The 15,427-nt window shown below is 63.2% G+C and carries 16 protein-coding genes; 10 read left to right on the forward strand and 6 right to left on the reverse strand.

Going from position 1 to position 15,427, the window contains the following annotated elements; genetic code table 11:
• Positions 1–47 precede the first annotated feature (47 nt).
• A complete protein-coding gene (gene dut, locus QYQ98_RS01900; RefSeq protein WP_302007087.1) occupies positions 48–527 on the reverse strand; it encodes a dUTP diphosphatase in 480 nt (159 codons plus the stop codon).
• Positions 528–731: 204 nt separating this feature from the next.
• Between dut and QYQ98_RS01905 the strand changes: the two genes are divergently transcribed.
• Complete coding sequence (locus QYQ98_RS01905; RefSeq protein ID WP_302007795.1) at positions 732–1,238, forward strand: DUF3093 domain-containing protein; 507 nt, start codon at positions 732–734, stop codon at positions 1,236–1,238.
• Between the two features lie 11 nt (positions 1,239–1,249).
• On the opposite strand, the gene QYQ98_RS01910 is transcribed toward QYQ98_RS01905, so the two are convergent.
• Entirely contained in the window at positions 1,250–1,543 is a 294-nt protein-coding gene (locus QYQ98_RS01910; RefSeq protein WP_302007088.1) for a DUF4193 domain-containing protein, read from the reverse strand.
• Positions 1,544–1,766: 223 nt separating this feature from the next.
• Between QYQ98_RS01910 and ppgK the strand changes: the two genes are divergently transcribed.
• Together ppgK and QYQ98_RS01920 are read left to right on the forward strand one after the other, a co-directional pair.
• Positions 1,767–2,588 carry a polyphosphate--glucose phosphotransferase gene (gene ppgK, locus QYQ98_RS01915; RefSeq protein ID WP_302007089.1) on the forward strand — a complete coding sequence of 274 codons (822 nt, stop codon included), beginning with the start codon at positions 1,767–1,769 and terminating at the stop codon, positions 2,586–2,588.
• Positions 2,589–2,861: 273 nt separating this feature from the next.
• Positions 2,862–4,454, forward strand: coding sequence for an RNA polymerase sigma factor (locus QYQ98_RS01920; protein ID WP_302007090.1), 1,593 nt, complete (start codon positions 2,862–2,864; stop codon positions 4,452–4,454).
• 245 nt (positions 4,455–4,699) lie between these two features.
• Here the strand turns inward: QYQ98_RS01920 and QYQ98_RS01925 are convergent, their stop codons facing one another.
• From QYQ98_RS01925 to QYQ98_RS01935, 3 genes are read right to left on the reverse strand one after another with little or no spacing between them, the layout of a single operon-like run.
• Entirely contained in the window at positions 4,700–5,278 is a 579-nt protein-coding gene (locus QYQ98_RS01925; RefSeq protein WP_302007091.1) for a DUF4190 domain-containing protein, read from the reverse strand.
• A 13-nt stretch (positions 5,279–5,291) separates the two neighbouring features.
• On the reverse strand, positions 5,292–7,046 hold the full coding sequence (locus QYQ98_RS01930) for a DEAD/DEAH box helicase (protein WP_302007092.1): 1,755 nt from the start codon (positions 7,044–7,046) through the stop codon (positions 5,292–5,294).
• Entirely contained in the window at positions 7,043–7,294 is a 252-nt protein-coding gene (locus QYQ98_RS01935; protein ID WP_302007093.1) for a DUF3039 domain-containing protein, read from the reverse strand. Before QYQ98_RS01935 ends, QYQ98_RS01930 begins: the two co-directional genes overlap by 4 nt.
• A gap of 103 nt (positions 7,295–7,397) precedes the next feature.
• Here QYQ98_RS01935 and QYQ98_RS01940 point away from each other — a divergent pair, with 103 nt between their 5' ends.
• The 6 genes from QYQ98_RS01940 to galE all read left to right on the forward strand — a co-directional run bounded on the left by QYQ98_RS01940 (position 7,398) and on the right by galE (position 12,876).
• Positions 7,398–7,856, forward strand: a complete 459-nt coding sequence (locus QYQ98_RS01940) for a DUF3099 domain-containing protein (RefSeq protein WP_302007094.1) — start codon at positions 7,398–7,400, stop codon at positions 7,854–7,856.
• Between the two features lie 24 nt (positions 7,857–7,880).
• Positions 7,881–9,404, forward strand: coding sequence for a class I SAM-dependent methyltransferase (locus QYQ98_RS01945; protein ID WP_302007095.1), 1,524 nt, complete (start codon positions 7,881–7,883; stop codon positions 9,402–9,404).
• 22 nt (positions 9,405–9,426) lie between these two features.
• Positions 9,427–9,861 (forward strand): D-aminoacyl-tRNA deacylase, encoded by a 435-nt coding sequence (dtd, locus tag QYQ98_RS01950; protein WP_302007096.1) that lies wholly within the window; start codon positions 9,427–9,429, stop codon positions 9,859–9,861.
• A 170-nt stretch (positions 9,862–10,031) separates the two neighbouring features.
• Positions 10,032–11,027: a sigma-70 family RNA polymerase sigma factor gene (locus QYQ98_RS01955; protein WP_302007097.1), complete on the forward strand. Its 996-nt coding sequence runs from the start codon at positions 10,032–10,034 to the stop codon at positions 11,025–11,027.
• 129 nt (positions 11,028–11,156) lie between these two features.
• Entirely contained in the window at positions 11,157–11,849 is a 693-nt protein-coding gene (locus QYQ98_RS01960) for a metal-dependent transcriptional regulator (protein ID WP_302007098.1), read from the forward strand.
• Positions 11,850–11,916: 67 nt separating this feature from the next.
• Positions 11,917–12,876, forward strand: coding sequence for a UDP-glucose 4-epimerase GalE (galE, locus tag QYQ98_RS01965; RefSeq protein ID WP_302007099.1), 960 nt, complete (start codon positions 11,917–11,919; stop codon positions 12,874–12,876).
• Here galE and QYQ98_RS01970 read toward each other — a convergent pair whose 3' ends face one another.
• Positions 12,877–14,145, reverse strand: coding sequence for a DUF4192 domain-containing protein (locus tag QYQ98_RS01970; protein ID WP_302007100.1), 1,269 nt, complete (start codon positions 14,143–14,145; stop codon positions 12,877–12,879).
• A gap of 242 nt (positions 14,146–14,387) precedes the next feature.
• On the opposite strand from QYQ98_RS01970, the gene QYQ98_RS01975 reads away from it, so the two are divergent.
• Positions 14,388–15,416, forward strand: coding sequence for a PAC2 family protein (locus tag QYQ98_RS01975; protein WP_302007101.1), 1,029 nt, complete (start codon positions 14,388–14,390; stop codon positions 15,414–15,416).
• Positions 15,417–15,427 lie beyond the last annotated feature (11 nt).

Raw genomic sequence — 15,427 nt, forward strand, 5'->3', positions numbered from 1 at the left:
TTTTTCGCGGCCGACGAATCCGCCTTTTTCACCGGCCTCGTATCCGCTTAATTCACGCCGGTTGAACCGTACCCGCCGGAACCACGAACCGTCTCGTCCAGCTCGTCGACTTCCACGAACTCGGGTAGCTCCACGCGTTGGACGACCAACTGGGCAATGCGCATGCCGCGGGTCACCTCGAATGGAGTGTCTTTGTCGGTGTTAAGGAGACACACCATGAGCTCGCCGCGGTAATCTGCGTCCACGGTCCCCGGGGCGTTGACGATTGTCAGTCCGTGCTTGGCGGCCAGGCCCGAACGTGGATGAATCAACCCCACGGTTCCTAACGGCAGCGCGAGGGCTACACCCGTTTTGACAAGGGCACGCTCCCCTGGCGCGATAACAAGGTCTTCCGCGGAATGCAGATCGACGCCGGCATCCCCCCGGTGGGCACGCTTGGGCAGAGGCAGATGGGGGTCGACCCGTTTCAGCGGGATCGGCCCGATCCCGGCTGTTCCGGCTCCGGTTTCAGTCGCTTGATTAGTCACGGCCCCACACTACGTCAGGTCTATGGTGCACCGTCGCCTACGGCCGGGCCCTCCCACGAAGCGCGGGCACGGAGTGTTTTTCATCCCTCACCCAACCCCCTGCTTAACATGGAGGACGTGACTGACAACTCCCGCGACAACGTTACTACGCCCGCCGCCGAATCTGGCTCAGAGCCGACAGCGGCATCATCCTCATCGGCACCCATGCGTCCAGCGGCTCCGGAGGAGCTGTACGCGGAACGCCAGTGGGTTCCCGCGTGGTGGTGGATCGTGGGAATCGCATTCGCCGCGCTACTAGGCGGCCAAATGGGAAACAACCGCGGGGTGTGGTGGTTTGTGATCACGTTTGTCCTCGCCGGAGCCATGATCGTGTGGTTCCTCTGGCATCTGTCGTCGACGGTGGTGAAGGTTGAGCGCGATGCCGACGGGACGCGGTGGCTCGTAATCGGGGAGGCCAACTTGCCGTCTAGTGTCGTCTCGCGATCGCTGGCAGTGCCTAAAACCGCAAAGCGGAACGCGCTCGGACGCCAACTGGATCCGGCGGCGTACCTCGTGCACCACTCATGGGTGGACGAGCTAGCTTTGTTCGTTCTCGACGATCCCGAGGACCCCACCCCCTACTGGCTGGTGTCCTCAAGGAATCCCGAAGCGCTCCTCCACGCATTCGTGCCGGATCAAGCCGACCGCGCATCAGAGCCGCTGCAGAAGTAACTGCCTGTCACCTATTCGCAGTCGAGGCAGATCTTGGAACCGTCCGGTTCGGTGTGGCCGAGCCGGTTGTTCTTCTGCACAAGGAAGCACGAGGCGCAGGTGAATTCGTTCTCCTGCTTCGGCACCACGGAGACGTTGAGTTCTTCGCCCGTCAGATCCACCTGGGGTGGGTCGAATGCGTCGACGACTTCACCGTCGTCGTCCATGCTGCTGCCGGCAACCTCTTCAGCTTTGAGCCCCTCGAGGGAATCAGTCTCAACGTCGTCGTCAAGCCGGCGGCGGGGCGCGTCGTAATCGGTGGCCACTGGTGGGTCTCCTTTGCCATACGTTTCCGCAGTAGTAACCACACTTTTGCGGGTGCTGGACCACCCAGGGGCGGTAGTTACTGTTCTACTTTCGAGGCGATCCTAAATCAACGCCTTGCATCTGTCATGTTTCCCCCGCGCATTGGCCTTTCGGCGTGTCGCGGCAGTGCCGGTTTCAACGTCGGCCCACACCCGCAGCAGCGGATCGCTAGACTGTTTCACCATGGATGATGGGGTCACCGGCACCAGCGAAAACCAGTCCCGAACTACATCTGAAACCGGGGTTGTGAACGCAGACAACCTCTGCTGCGGCATTGATATCGGCGGCTCGGGTGTGAAAGGCGCGATCGTCGATATGCGCACTGGCGAGTTCATCGGCGACCGCATCAAGATTGAAACCCCGCAGCCAGCAACTCCGGACGCTGTCGCCGAGACGACCGCAGCGATTGTGCGCCGGCTCGAATGGGACGGCCCCGTGGGAATCTGTTTGCCGTCGGTCGTTGTCGAGCAAGTCGCACGCACAGCCGCCAACATCGACGACTCGTGGATCGGTACACATGTCCACGACCTTTTCGCTAAGCATCTTCCGGGGCGTCAACTTGCCGTGCTGAACGACGCCGACGCAGCCGGCCTCGCCGAAGTCGCATTCGGCGACGACACTGCAAAGTCCGGAGCGGTCATCTTCCTGACCTTCGGCACCGGCATCGGTTCCGCTTTCCTCATGGATGGCGAACTCTTCCCCAACACAGAACTCGGGCACATGATCGTCGGAGAGAAGGAAGCGGAGCACCAGGCATCATCGGCCGTTCGGGACCGCGAGGAGTTGAGCTACAAGAAGTGGGCGAAACGCGTGGACACCGTGCTCGCCGAATACGAGCGACTTTTCAACCCCGCCGCATTCGTCGTCGGTGGCGGGATCTCCCGCAAAGCCGACAAATGGGTGCCGCTGTTCACTGTTGATACGCCCGTCGTCCCGGCGACTCTGCGTAACCGCGCCGGAATCGTCGGCGCTGCGATGGCTGTGTGGAAGCACGTCACGCCCTAACCCACGCGGTGCGCCGCCACGGCATGGTGCGAACCGCCTGAAAGTAAAATTGTGATCGAGGTGGCGCACACCGAGATCGCGTGCGTATGCTGTAGGGTTGTTCAATACTCAGAGGTACCGTCACTGGCAGGACGTGGTCGTGCTCGGTCTCGGTACCGCGCCGTAACTCATGGACGTAGGAATAGACTCCGCCTCTCACCGTGTTGACACTGCAGTCCCGTATTGTGGTGGGACACCGACGGAGAGAAGCGACGAGCTCATGAAAGGTCGTACGTGGCAGCGAGCAGCTCATCTGACAACAAGACCCCTGAGACCAGCACTGACGCATCAGGAGATGCTGGCGCTACTTCGCCTGCCCGCAAGACCGCTGTGAAGAAGGCGGCCAAGAAGTCAGCGAAAAAGACCGCGAAGAAGTCAACAGCGAAGAAAACTGTCAAGAAGACCGCCAAGAAAACGACGAAAAAGACGGCCAAGAAGACGACGAAGACCGCCAAGAAAACTGTGCGGAAGTCGGCCGCCAAGAAGACTGTGCGCGCGTCCGCGGCCGCCTCGCCTGAAGCTCCGGAGACCGACGAGCTTGAAGAGTCGACCGAAAACGACAACGAGCTTGACGACGACATGCTCGATCCGGACATCGAGAACGATGACCTCGACGACGATGTGGACGGCGATCTCGACGAGGACTTGAACGACGATGAGTTCGACGAAGACCTCGACGACGAGGAGGTCGCCGATGCCGCCATCGAGGACGATGACGAAGACGATGATGCCGAGGATGTCGTCCCCGAACTCGGCGAGGAAGGCGACTCCGAAAAGGCACCCGCAAGCTCCGACGACGATGAGGACGAAGAGTCGTCCGCGCCGTCCGTGTGGGACATCGAAGAATCCGCAGCACTGCGCCAGGCGCGCAAAGACGCGCAGCTGACTGCTTCGGCTGACTCCGTCCGGGCATACCTCAAGCAGATCGGCAAGGTGGCGCTGCTCGATGCCGAGCAAGAGGTTTCCTTGGCCAAGCGCATCGAGGCCGGCTTGTACGCACAGTACCGCCTCGACGAAATGCAGCGCGCCGCAAGCGAGGGCGATAAGGACGCCAAGCTCAGTCCGGCCATGAAGCGCGACCTGCGTGCCGTGGCGCGCGACGGCCGCAAGGCGAAGAACCACCTGCTGGAAGCCAACCTCCGCCTCGTGGTCTCTCTAGCCAAGCGCTACACCGGTCGCGGCATGGCGTTCTTGGACCTGATCCAGGAGGGCAACCTCGGTTTGATCCGCGCGGTGGAGAAATTCGATTACTCGAAGGGCTACAAGTTCTCCACCTATGCGACGTGGTGGATCCGTCAGGCCATCACCCGCGCCATGGCCGATCAGGCCCGCACGATCCGTATTCCGGTCCACATGGTCGAGGTCATCAACAAGCTCGGCCGCATCCAGCGCGAGCTGCTGCAGGATCTGGGCCGCGAGCCGACGCCGCAGGAGCTGGCGAAGGAAATGGATATCACCGAGGAGAAGGTCCTCGAGATCCAGCAGTACGCTCGTGAGCCGATCTCGCTCGACCAGACGATCGGTGACGAGGGTGATAGCCAGCTCGGCGACTTCATCGAGGATTCCGAGGCAGTCGTCGCCGTCGATGCCGTGTCGTTCACCCTCCTCCAAGACCAGCTGCAAGATGTGCTGCACACCTTGTCCGAGCGTGAGGCTGGCGTTGTGCGGTTGCGCTTCGGGCTTACCGACGGCATGCCGCGCACCCTCGACGAGATCGGCCAAGTCTACGGCGTGACCCGCGAACGCATCCGCCAGATCGAGTCGAAGACGATGTCGAAGCTGCGCCACCCGTCCCGCTCTCAGGTGTTGCGCGATTACCTCGACTAAAAGCCATCTGATTACGCCTGCGGGGCTGACCGGTCCGACGCAACGACCGGTCAGCACCGTTTCGTGTTCTCGTCGTTTCCGCTAGCGTTCGCATCCTCGGAACCGTTCAATGTGGACCCCCTATAGTCGTGCGCCCAGGTCATCGCCCCAAGGCCAATTTCGGCTTAAGTACTTCTCTGGATATGGGGAAGAAACGCGCATTTTCGCCCTGGGAAACGGCGGATCCCCGTGCGCGCGGAGGTTCGTCAGGTGTCTTCGGTGTAGCGGCTGTTGGGGCGCCGGAAAATGCTCTCGTTCACGCCGCCGGGGGCGGACGTGTCGCCGGAATCGTCGTACGCGCTCGAGCTGGGGTCATTGAGCATCGAAACGAACACAGCGGCGAAGAACAACGCGATGATCATTGCACAGCTGTTCAGCACGATTCCGAGGATGCTTTGCACCAAACCGCCGCGCCGCAAACCCCGCCGGTTCTGGCTGATGCCCATCACACCGAAAATGATCCCGCAGATTGCGGTGATGGAGCCCGCAACAATGAACCACCACGAGGACAGAACCGTGAGAATGCCGAGGACCAGCGACGCGGTACCGAAACCGTTCCCTCGAAGCGGTCCAGGGCCCTGGGCGGAAGGGCCACCGGCGGGCAGGTAGGAGTTCGGCCCGTGCGGGTTATAACGCCCATAAGCGTCCACCGGCCCCTGATCGAACGGCCGGCCGTAACCGTCGAATTGGCCCGCGCGCTCGTGGGAGTAGCCTCCGTACGGCTCATTCAAGGGATCCCGGGGGCTGCGCGGGTACCCTTCGCCGAATGGGTTCGGGTGCACCATAATGCGGCCGAGCCTACCACTGCGTCAGGTACTTGATTCTTTCCCTGAGCTGGTCTGCCGTGCACAGCGCCGTGGGTGGGCCGCCGCACGCTTTACGCACCTCGGTGTGAATCGCGCCGTGCGGGCGGCCGGTGCGCGACGCTGCGATGGCCACGCGGGCGTTCAGCTCCTGACGCAGCGCAGGGATGTCCTCCGACGCGACACCGCTGCCGCGTGAGCTTTCCGGCGCGGCGGACGGCCCTTTGAACGGTGAAGGCTCCTTGTCCCCCGCTGCATCCTGCGCCCGGCGCGCCTTCACCTCGGCCTCACGGACATCGAGCTGTTCGGATTGCCGTTTCCGCAGCAGCGTCTTCACCTGCTCGGCGTCGAGAAGCCCAGGTAGCCCCAGGAAGTCCTGCTCCTCGTCGGTTCCTGCGAGGGTGGGCGTTCCGTACGTAGAGCCGTCGAAGATGAGTGAATCCAGCTCCGCGGAGGCGCCAATGGATTCGTACGTCGGGGCCTCGTCGGGCTCGCTGCGCTTCTTGTTTGCTTGCTCCAGCAGTTCATCGGACCAACCCGATTCACGGTGCGGTTTGCCCAGCACGTGGTCGCGGGACACCTCCATCTCTTCGGCCAACCGCAACAGGACCGGAACAGACGGGAGGAAGATAGACGCCGATTCGCCTGGCATGCGCGAACGCACAAAGCGACCGATGGCCTGGGCGAAGAACAGCGGTGTTGAGGCGGATGTCGCATACACGCCTACCGCAAGCCGGGGCACGTCCACGCCCTCAGAGACCATGCGCACCGCCACGAGCCATTCGTCCTGGGACGCCGAGAATTCGGCGATGCGCTTTGAGGAACCGGGTTCGTCGGAAAGCACGACCGTGACAGGCGTGTTGCTAATGGTCCGCAAGATCTTCGCGTACGCGCGGGCCGTGGTCGTGTCGGTGGCGATGACGAGTCCGCCGGCATCGGGCATGTGGCCGCGGATCTTGGTCAGCCGGGTCTGGGCCGCTTGCAGGACAGCGGCGATCCAGTCGCCTTTCGGATCGAGTGCTGTCTTCCAGGCGCGCGCCGTTTGCGCGGCGTCGAGCGGCTCGCCGAGCCGGGCGGAGTACTCCTCCCCCGCTGAATCCTTCCATTGCGCCTCGCCGCTGTAGGCGAGGAAGACCACGGGGCGCACGACACCGTCCGCGAGTGCCTCCGCGTAACCGTAGGTGTAGTCGGCTTGGGAAACCAAGTGCCCTTCGCCGTCTTCTTCGTAGGTGACAAAGGGAATCGCGGAATCGTCGGAGCGGAACGGCGTACCCGTCAACGCTAGGCGGTGCTCGACGTCGTTGTAGGCCTCGCGCACACCGTCGCCCCAGCTCTTCGCATCGCCGGCGTGGTGGATCTCATCCAGGATCACCAGCGTGCGGCGTGACGACGCCACCGCGTGGTGCTTGAACGGGTGCATGCCCACCTGCGCGTAAGTGACCACAATCCCGTCGTAGGCAGGGTTGACCGCCGAGGAGTTGGTGAACTCCGGGTCCAAAGACAACCCGAACTTCGCCGCAGCCTGCGACCATTGCACTTTCAAGTGCTCTGTGGGCACCACGACGATGATGCGTTCCACGGTCTTTTCCGCGTGCAGCGTACTCGCCAACGTCAACGCGAACGTTGTCTTACCAGCGCCGGGTGTCGCCACCGCGAGGAAATCCTTCGGTTTCCGGGCAAGAAAAAGGTCGAGGGCCTCCTGCTGCCATTGACGCAGAGACGGCCCCGAACCATGGACGGCTGAAGTCACTTGCGGCGCAGCCCCTTGTAGATCCGCTCGCAGTCGGGGCACACCGGCGAACCGGGCTTGGCTTGCTTCCGCACGGGGAACGTCTCACCGCACAACGCGACAACCATGGCACCGCTGACCGCGGAATTCACAATTTGGTCCTTCTTCACGTAGTGGAAGAACTTCGGGGTGTCATTGTCCTGCGAGGTGTCTTCGCGGACATCGGGGCGTTCAATCGTCTTCGTCGTTGTCTGCGTCACGCACACCATCATGCCTCATTGCCCGGAACGAGTTTAAAAACGCGCGGTGGGCAGCCCAGCACGGCCGGGTCCAGTCGCACGAGCACACCGGGCGCGTCTACCCTGGGGTCCCATGAGCACAGCAGGCGGTTTCAGCGACCCACACGTGGTGGACGCGGATGCCGTGAGCTCGCCGGGAAAGCGCTTTAGACGGCGCGAAGCCGCGTTGATCACGTCCGCAAAGCGTTCGCCGATGGAGAATCTCCGTTCGCGCGAGCGGGCGTACCTGATCATGCAGGGCATGCGCTTGCCATTCGTGTTCCTGTCCATCGCGGCGGTCATGTGGTGGCACAACTGGGTTTTGGCCATCATTTTCTTCGCCATCTCGATCCCGCTGCCGTGGATCTCGGTTGTGGTGGCCAACGATTCGAACGAGGTGCGGGACAAGCGCACGCGCAACGTGTACAAACCCGCCGCCGCGCGGCACGCCCAGCTGGCAGCGACACAGCAGCAGGAGTTGCTCGCCGGGTCCGGAGGCGACACCGGCTCTCCGGCCGCGAATACCCCCTCCACAATCGACCACGAAGAGTGACACGAGGATCAAGGAGAACACACCGTGCAGCCAACCGACATCGCGCGCGATCTCGTCCGTGAATTCGACGACGCCGGCTTCACGGCGGATTCCATCGCCGCGCATCTCGGCCCCGACGCGGTTGAGGCACTCTTCCGCGGGGAGCCGGGCGCTGTCATCGAGGCCTGCGACGATTCGCGTCTCTCCGGCCTCATCCGGTTCTTCCTCGTGCGCGAGAAGATGACCGCGGAGGAGCTCGCCGAGTACCTTCCGGCACGGCTCGTTGTTTCGCTTATCGACGCCGCCGTGATCTCCCCCACCCCCTCCGGCGAGGTGCAGATCGCGCTGGATGTCCGGCCGCACATCATTGCCGGCCGCGACCGCTTCATCTTCTCGGACCTCGATGCGTCGATGACCGATCACGTGCCGGGACCCGACCATGTGCTCGGTGTGGGGGCGGCCAGTTTGTCGCTGCTCTCGGCTACGCCGCTGAGCCCGGTGGAGACAGTGCTCGACCTTGGCACCGGTTCCGGAGTGCAAGCGCTGGCTCAATCCGGGGCAGCTGAGCGCGTTATCGGAACCGATGTCCACGAGCGCGCCCTTGATCTCGCACGGGCAACCATGGCCGGAGCAGGTGCCGACAACGTAGAGCTGCGCCACGGCTCCTGGTTTGAGCCAGTCGACGACGAGCGTTTCGACCGGATTGTGGCCAACCCGCCGTTCGTCGTCGGGCTGCCGGAGGTTGGGCACGTGTACCGCGACTCGGGCCTGGACCTCGACGGTGCGTCAGAACTCGTTGTGTCCGGGGTACCGCACCACCTAGCCCCCAACGGCTCCGCTTTCATCCTCGGTTCCTGGGTGCACACAAGCGACCAATCGTGGGAGCAGCGCGTGGCCAGCTGGTTCCCCTCCACAGGGGTCTCAGCGTGGGTCTTGCAGCGCGATGTCGTCGACCCGGCGTTGTACGTGTCCACGTGGCTCAAAGACGAGTCCATCGACCCGCGGTCCGCCGACGGCATTGCCCGCACCCGCCGCTGGCTCGCGCATTTCCGCGAGCAGGACGTCCGGGCCGTGGGCTTCGGCTGGATCTTCATCCGCGATATCGGCGACGCGCCGACAGAGGTCACCACGGAGACCCTGTCCCAGCCGTTCACAGACCCGCTCGGCCCCGAGGTCGAGGAGTACTTCGTGCGGATGGAGTGGTTGCGGGAAACGTCGATAAGCGACGTGCTCGATGCGCGCTATGCCCTGCGGCCCGGCGTCGCGCTCGAAAACGTTAGCCTCGCGGACACGGAGACGGGCATGGGCTTCGCGCCGGAGGTCGCACGCGTCACACGCACCGACGGCCCTCGGTTCACCCACGATGTCGACGACGCCGTTGCCGCAATTCTCGCCGGGCTGAACCCCGACGGCCTGCCGCTGCGCGACATCGTCTCCCTGTGGGCCGCCTCCCACGGACTCGACGACAACGCCGAAAGCATGCTTCACGACGAAGCCGCAGGCGTCATCGTCGACCTGATCCGCCACGGCATCGTGCTGCCCGCGGAAATTGTCACCCTGAAGAATTAACCGCGCCACGAAAGGACACACCATGAAGGCAGTTCTCACCCGCGTCACCGAAGCATCCGTCACCGTCGACGGCGAGACCATCGGTGCCATCAACTGTCCCGAGACCGGAGGAATCCTCGCTCTCGTCGGAGTCGGAGCAGAGGATGCCGAGGATGCCTGGGAAACCATGGTGCGCAAAATCGCCGAGTTGCGCATTCTCGACGGTGAAGTCTCCGTAGAGGAGGCCGGCGCCCCCGTCTTGCTCATCAGCCAATTCACCCTCATGGGGCGGACAAAGAAGGGCCGCCGCCCCTCGTGGTCCGATGCCGCGCCAGGGGATGCCGCCGAACCCGTCATCGCGAAAATTGCCGACGGGCTCCGGCAGCGCGGAATCCATGTCGAGGAAGGCCATTTCGGCGCGATGATGGAGGTCTCTTCCGTGAACTCCGGACCGTTCACCGTACTGGTTGAAAGCTAGACCGGAACTGCTAAAGTCCCATTCACGGCAACCGCGCACCCGCACCCCCGGATGACCCCAAATGAGCTGCAAGAATGATTGCAGTCGCGAAAGGGCCCCGCGGCGGGAACAAACTGCTCTTGTCCGGCGTTAGAACGATAGATTCGCGAGACTTAAAGGAGCTTTCATCCATGACTCAGCCCAATGTGGATCATGTCGATGACAATGAAGAGAAAGTCGACCGCGGCAGCCGGCGAAACCAGACGAACGACAACCCGTCGGCCGACCTTGTGCGTGTCTATCTCAACGGCATCGGCAAGACCGCCCTGTTGAACGCTGAGGAGGAAGTCGAACTTGCCCAGCGGATCGAGGTTGGACTGTACGCGCAGTACCTGCTCGACGACCCGGACACCGAACTCACCCGAGCAAAGCACCGCGATCTGAAGATCCTGGCTAAAGACGGCCGTAAAGCACGCTCGCACCTGCTGGAAGCGAACCTTCGCCTTGTCGTCTCCCTGGCCAAGCGCTACACCGGCCGAGGCATGCCCCTGCTCGACCTGATCCAAGAAGGAAACCTGGGTCTCATCCGCGCAATGGAGAAATTCGACTACACCAAGGGCTTCAAGTTCTCCACGTACGCCACCTGGTGGATCCGCCAGGCCATCACGCGTGGAATGGCCGACCAGTCGCGCACGATCCGCCTCCCAGTCCACCTTGTGGAGCAGGTGAACAAGCTCTCCCGCATCCGCCGCGAGATGTACCAGTCTCTCGGCCGCGAACCGACGAATGAGGAACTGGCAGATGAATCCGGCATCGACGAGTCCAAGATCGAGATGCTGCTGCGCCAGTCCCGCGACCCAGTGAGCCTGGACATGCCGGTTGGCGCCGACGAAGAAGCCCCGTTGGGTGACTTCATCGAGGATGCCGAAGCCGCCGATGCCGAGGACGCTGTCGTCTCCGCTCTGCGCCACGACGACATCAACGACATCATTGCTGGGTTGGAGCAGCGCGAGCAGGACGTGATCCGTCTGCGCTACGGACTGGATGACGGCGTGCCGCGCACCCTCGACCAGATCGGCCGCAAATTCGGCCTCTCCCGCGAACGGGTCCGCCAAATCGAGCGCGAAGTGATGAGCAAGCTGCGTGTCGGCGACCGAGCTGACCGTCTGCGCGACTACGCACTGTAATCCCGCACGCCCAGACGCACCGCGGCCAACGAGCGGTGTGTTCTGGGTTACTATGTGCTCTAGCCATTATTGGATTGGTGACCGTGCTGAGCCCGCGGCCACATGTGAAGGATAGAGGGAAACCCCGTCGTGAGAGATCTCGTAGATACCACCGAAATGTACCTGCGCACGGTCTACGAGCTTGAAGAAGAAGGAATCATCCCGCTGCGCGCTCGCATCGCTGAGCGCCTCGACCAATCCGGCCCCACCGTCTCGCAGACCGTCGCCCGCATGGAACGCGACGGCCTCATCGTCGTGGAATCGGACCGCTCCCTCTCACTGACCGAGCGTGGACGTGAGTTGGCCACGTCCGTCATGCGTAAACACCGCCTGGCTGAGCGTTTACTCACCGACGTGCTCAACCTCGAGGTGAGCCAGGTCCACGCCGAGGCGTGCCGGTGGGAGCATGTCATGAGCGAAGAAGTCGAGCGACGTATGCTCAAGGTCCTCGACGATCCCACCCGCTCCCCCTTCGGCAACCCCATTCCCGCTCTCGACGAGTTGGGATACACCGAACCCACGGAAAAGGACTTGGGCACTCGAGCCAGCGACCTGACTCTGACGGAGCCGACCCGCGTCGAGGTCGTCCAGATCAACGAGATCCTGCAGCTTGATTCGGAGCACTACTCCTCCATCTGCCGCTTCGGCATCGAACGTGGGGCTGAAGTCACTTTGGAGCGCACGGACAACGGTTCGATCTCCGTAGTCACCGACTCCGGTTCCCGTGTCTATCTCGCGCCTGAGCTAGCGCATGCGCTGCGTGTCTCGCCGCTCGAAACGTAAGAGTTGAGCGCAGGACTCGCCAGAGCTACCACTGTTTTCGATCTGAAATCTGAAAGGAGACTCTCGCATGCCCCGTCTCGTTGTCACCGGTGGTGCCGGTTACGTCGGTAGCGTCTGTTCCAAAGTCCTGCTGGAAGCAGGCCATTCGGTCACCATCGTGGATGACTTCTCCACCGGCAACCGTGACGCCGTGCCTGAGGGTGCCACGCTCGTCGAAGGCCACATCAACGATGTCATCGATAACGTTCTCGCCGACGGCCCCGTTGACGGTGTCCTGCATTTCGCAGCTCGTTCCCTCGTGGGTGAATCGGTGGAAAAGCCGGACGAGTACTGGCGCGACAATGTGGGCACCACGTTGAAGCTGCTGAACTCCATGAAGGACCACAATGTGTCGTCCCTGGTCTTTTCCTCCACCGCCGCAACCTACGGAGAACCGGAGCGCGTGCCCATCACCGAGGACATGCCCACGGCGCCCACCAACGCCTACGGTGCAACCAAGCTGGCCATCGATTACGCGATCACCTCCTACGCCACCGCTTTCGGCCTCGGGGCGACGAGCCTGCGTTATTTCAATGTCGCAGGCGCCTACGGCGGCTTAGGCGAGAACCATGCCACAGAGACCCACCTCATCCCTCTCGTGCTCCAAGTCGCCCAGGGCAAGCGCGACAAGATCCTCATGTTCGGCGACGACTGGCCCACCGCAGACGGAACGTGCGTCCGCGACTACATTCACATCCGCGACTTGGCGGACGCGCACCTGCTCGCCCTAGAGTCGAACGCCCCGGGCAAGCACCGGATCTTCAACCTGGGTTCCGGCGACGGCTACTCGGTCAAGGAAGTTGTCGAAGCGTGCCGCCGAGTCACTGGCCACGAGATTCCCGCCGAGGTGGCGCCCCGGCGTGCCGGCGACCCAGCAACGCTCATCGCCTCGTCTCAGCGCGCCAAGGACGAGCTGGGGTGGACCCCCACCCGCACCGACCTAGACCAGATCGTGCGCGATGCGTGGGAGTACACCCAGTCCCGCTAATTAGGCGCTCGCCGCCTGATCTCCGTATTCCTCGCCGGGGTCCTCAAAATCCCCGTTGGATGCTCCATGGTTCCGGTCATGGGGCCCGCGATAGTTCCCGTCACCAGTCCCAACGATGTGCGCGCACGCCAGCTCGCACCCCTGCAAAATCGTGGTGACAAGGTGCTGCTGCTCGCCGCCGGCGAGGATCTCCAGGCAGATCGCCGACATCGAATGCTGCGGGAGTTCCTCCTGCGCGACGGCGAGAGCCGCCGATGCCCACGACGACAGGCCCCGGCTAATCGCGACAATGCCCCACAGACTCAGCGCGTTGGCGCGCACAACACCGTCGAATGCCCGGGCCACGGCAAGGAGAGCCGCGGCGGATTCCTGCGGGTGACGCACCGCTGTCCCGATGACGCAGTCGCGCAACATCGACCGGGACAAAACCGTGACCAGTGCGCGAAGCGCGCCGCGATCGGCAAAGGTCTGCTCCAGGCTGTGGCGCTGATCTAAACCGATCAGTGGCTGCGCCGGGGCATCAACCAACGCCTGCATGGCATCGCGCACCACTCGCCCAGGTTCATTAGAACCGCGGTCGATCTGGCGCCGCAGCGAATCGGCATAGAGCTGGGCATCGCGAGTGAGCGCCGTGATGTCCACGCGTTCGCCGCCGACCGTCGCGCCACCCGGGTAACTGTCAGGCTGGAAGAAGTCGAACGTGTCCGAACGATTCAGTGCCGGCAAGATGCCGTTCTCCCGCCACGCCCGCATAGCCGGGGAGGTAACCACTGATGCGACAGTGCCCCGCCCCCACTTCAGCTCCGGCCACTGGCGTTCCATGTTCTCCGGGTCCGGGCCGAAGACCATTTCGTACGGGGTTCCCTGCGCGATTTCGGATACGTGCCACAGAACATCCACCACAGGCTCGCCGCATGGACGAGTCAGATCCTCAAGCTCCTGCACCGCCGCCTCGGCGCTTTCAGAGTGCGGCATCCGAGTGACCATCACCCCCAAGAATGCAACGCACTGCTCGACCGGCGCCGTCGAAAGGAAGTCGGCGAGCTGCCCGGCGTGCACGATGTCGGCGCGCAGCATCGGGCCCAACACGAGTTCTCCCCCGCACTCCGGGTCCGGCACCAGCCCGATCACGATGATGGATTCCTGCGGGTAGTAGCCGAGTGTTCCCGGAATGGTAGCGATAATGGTCGAGGGGTCATCGACGGAGCCGACGTTGTCAGTCCACGCGTCGAATGGCGATTTCTGAGGTTCTGAGAATGAATTGTCCATGCCTATTGGACTTCCTCCACCCCGCCCACGGTTCCCCGGTGAACCTCAACGCCGACGTAAACACGGAACAGGGGAATTCCACAGGCGCGGGGAGGCGTCGATAAGCGAAGCTGTGCTTTTTCGGGCAATGCGGCGGTGCTTTAACGCACAACGCGCCGGGTCCGTATGGTTGGAATGAAACTGTGCACCCGTGCGGTTGAACGTGGTGTTAGACGGTTCAGAGGACAAGGAGGATGTCAACAATGACGTCAGACGACCAGCGGCACATGTACGAGCTGGAGTACCCGGCTCCCGCCGTGAATGACGGCGCGTCTTCTGGCCCCACCCTCATCGTTGCAATGCAGGGCTACGCCGACGCGGGCCACGCGGTTGAAGGCGCCGCCGGGCACCTGAAGGCTGCGCTCGATTCGCGCACGCTGGCCACATTCAACAACGACGAGCTCATCGACTACCGTTCGCGCCGTCCCATGGTGACGTTGAACGAGCACGAAATCAGCGATGTCGACGAAATCGACCTGGACATCCGCGTGTTGCGCGATTCCAAGGGTGAATCTTTCCTGCTGCTCTCCGGACCTGAGCCGGACCTGCGCTGGGAAGCATTCTCCAAATCCGTCGCCGACCTCGCCGACCGCTTCAACGTGGACAAGACCATCTGCCTGTACGCCGCCCCAATGGGTGCCCCGCACACCCGCCCGCTGGTCGTGTCTGCGCACGGCAACGACCGGGAACTCGTGGGCTCGATGTTCACGTTTGACGGCATGGTCTCCGTCCCGGGGGCCGCCGCCGTCATGATCGAACGCGAGCTGCACTCCCGCGGCCGCCGCGTCGCCGGTTACACCGCCCACGTGCCGCACTACGTCGCGTCCTCGCCCTACCCGCAGGCCGTGTACCAGCTTCTGCAGTCGGTCTCGGATACCTCGAACTTGCATTTCCCGTTGCGGTCTATCGAGCGCGATATGGAGCGCGTGGCGCAGCAGCTCGCAGAGCAAACCAGCAGTTCCGAGGAGATCGCCCAGGTGGTCGAGCAACTCGAGCAGCACTACGACTCCGAGATGGCCTCGTACCGCGAGAAGAACCCGCAGAAGATGATGCCGGGCGAGGCCCAGGTTCCTAGCGGGGAGGAAATCGGCGAAGCCTTCGAGAACTTCCTCGCCGCCATCGACGACCGCGACCGCGGCAAGACCCTCGGCCCCGGCAACGAGCGCGACTCGGGCATGTGGGACGACGACAACCAGATCGACATGCCGGACCTCCCGGACGACGACGAGTAAGCCCTGCGCCT

The sequence above is a fragment of the Corynebacterium sp. P3-F1 genome (assembly GCF_030503635.1).
Lineage (GTDB): Bacteria > Actinomycetota > Actinomycetes > Mycobacteriales > Mycobacteriaceae > Corynebacterium.

Bases quoted from the DNA above. Each gene is read 5' to 3' on its own strand.
- QYQ98_RS01925 (WP_302007091.1), bottom strand. From the start codon at position 5,278: ATGGTGCACCCGAACCCATTCGGCGAAGGGTACCCGCGCAGCCCCCGG.
- QYQ98_RS01955 (WP_302007097.1), top strand. From the start codon at position 10,032: ATGACTCAGCCCAATGTGGATCATGTCGATGACAATGAAGAGAAAGTC.
- QYQ98_RS01935 (WP_302007093.1), bottom strand. From the start codon at position 7,294: ATGGTGTGCGTGACGCAGACAACGACGAAGACGATTGAACGCCCCGAT.
- QYQ98_RS01940 (WP_302007094.1), top strand. From the start codon at position 7,398: ATGAGCACAGCAGGCGGTTTCAGCGACCCACACGTGGTGGACGCGGAT.
- QYQ98_RS01970 (WP_302007100.1), bottom strand. From the start codon at position 14,145: ATGGACAATTCATTCTCAGAACCTCAGAAATCGCCATTCGACGCGTGG.
- QYQ98_RS01975 (WP_302007101.1), top strand. From the start codon at position 14,388: ATGACGTCAGACGACCAGCGGCACATGTACGAGCTGGAGTACCCGGCT.
- dtd (WP_302007096.1), top strand. From the start codon at position 9,427: ATGAAGGCAGTTCTCACCCGCGTCACCGAAGCATCCGTCACCGTCGAC.
- QYQ98_RS01905 (WP_302007795.1), top strand. From the start codon at position 732: ATGCGTCCAGCGGCTCCGGAGGAGCTGTACGCGGAACGCCAGTGGGTT.
- galE (WP_302007099.1), top strand. From the start codon at position 11,917: ATGCCCCGTCTCGTTGTCACCGGTGGTGCCGGTTACGTCGGTAGCGTC.
- ppgK (WP_302007089.1), top strand. From the start codon at position 1,767: ATGGATGATGGGGTCACCGGCACCAGCGAAAACCAGTCCCGAACTACA.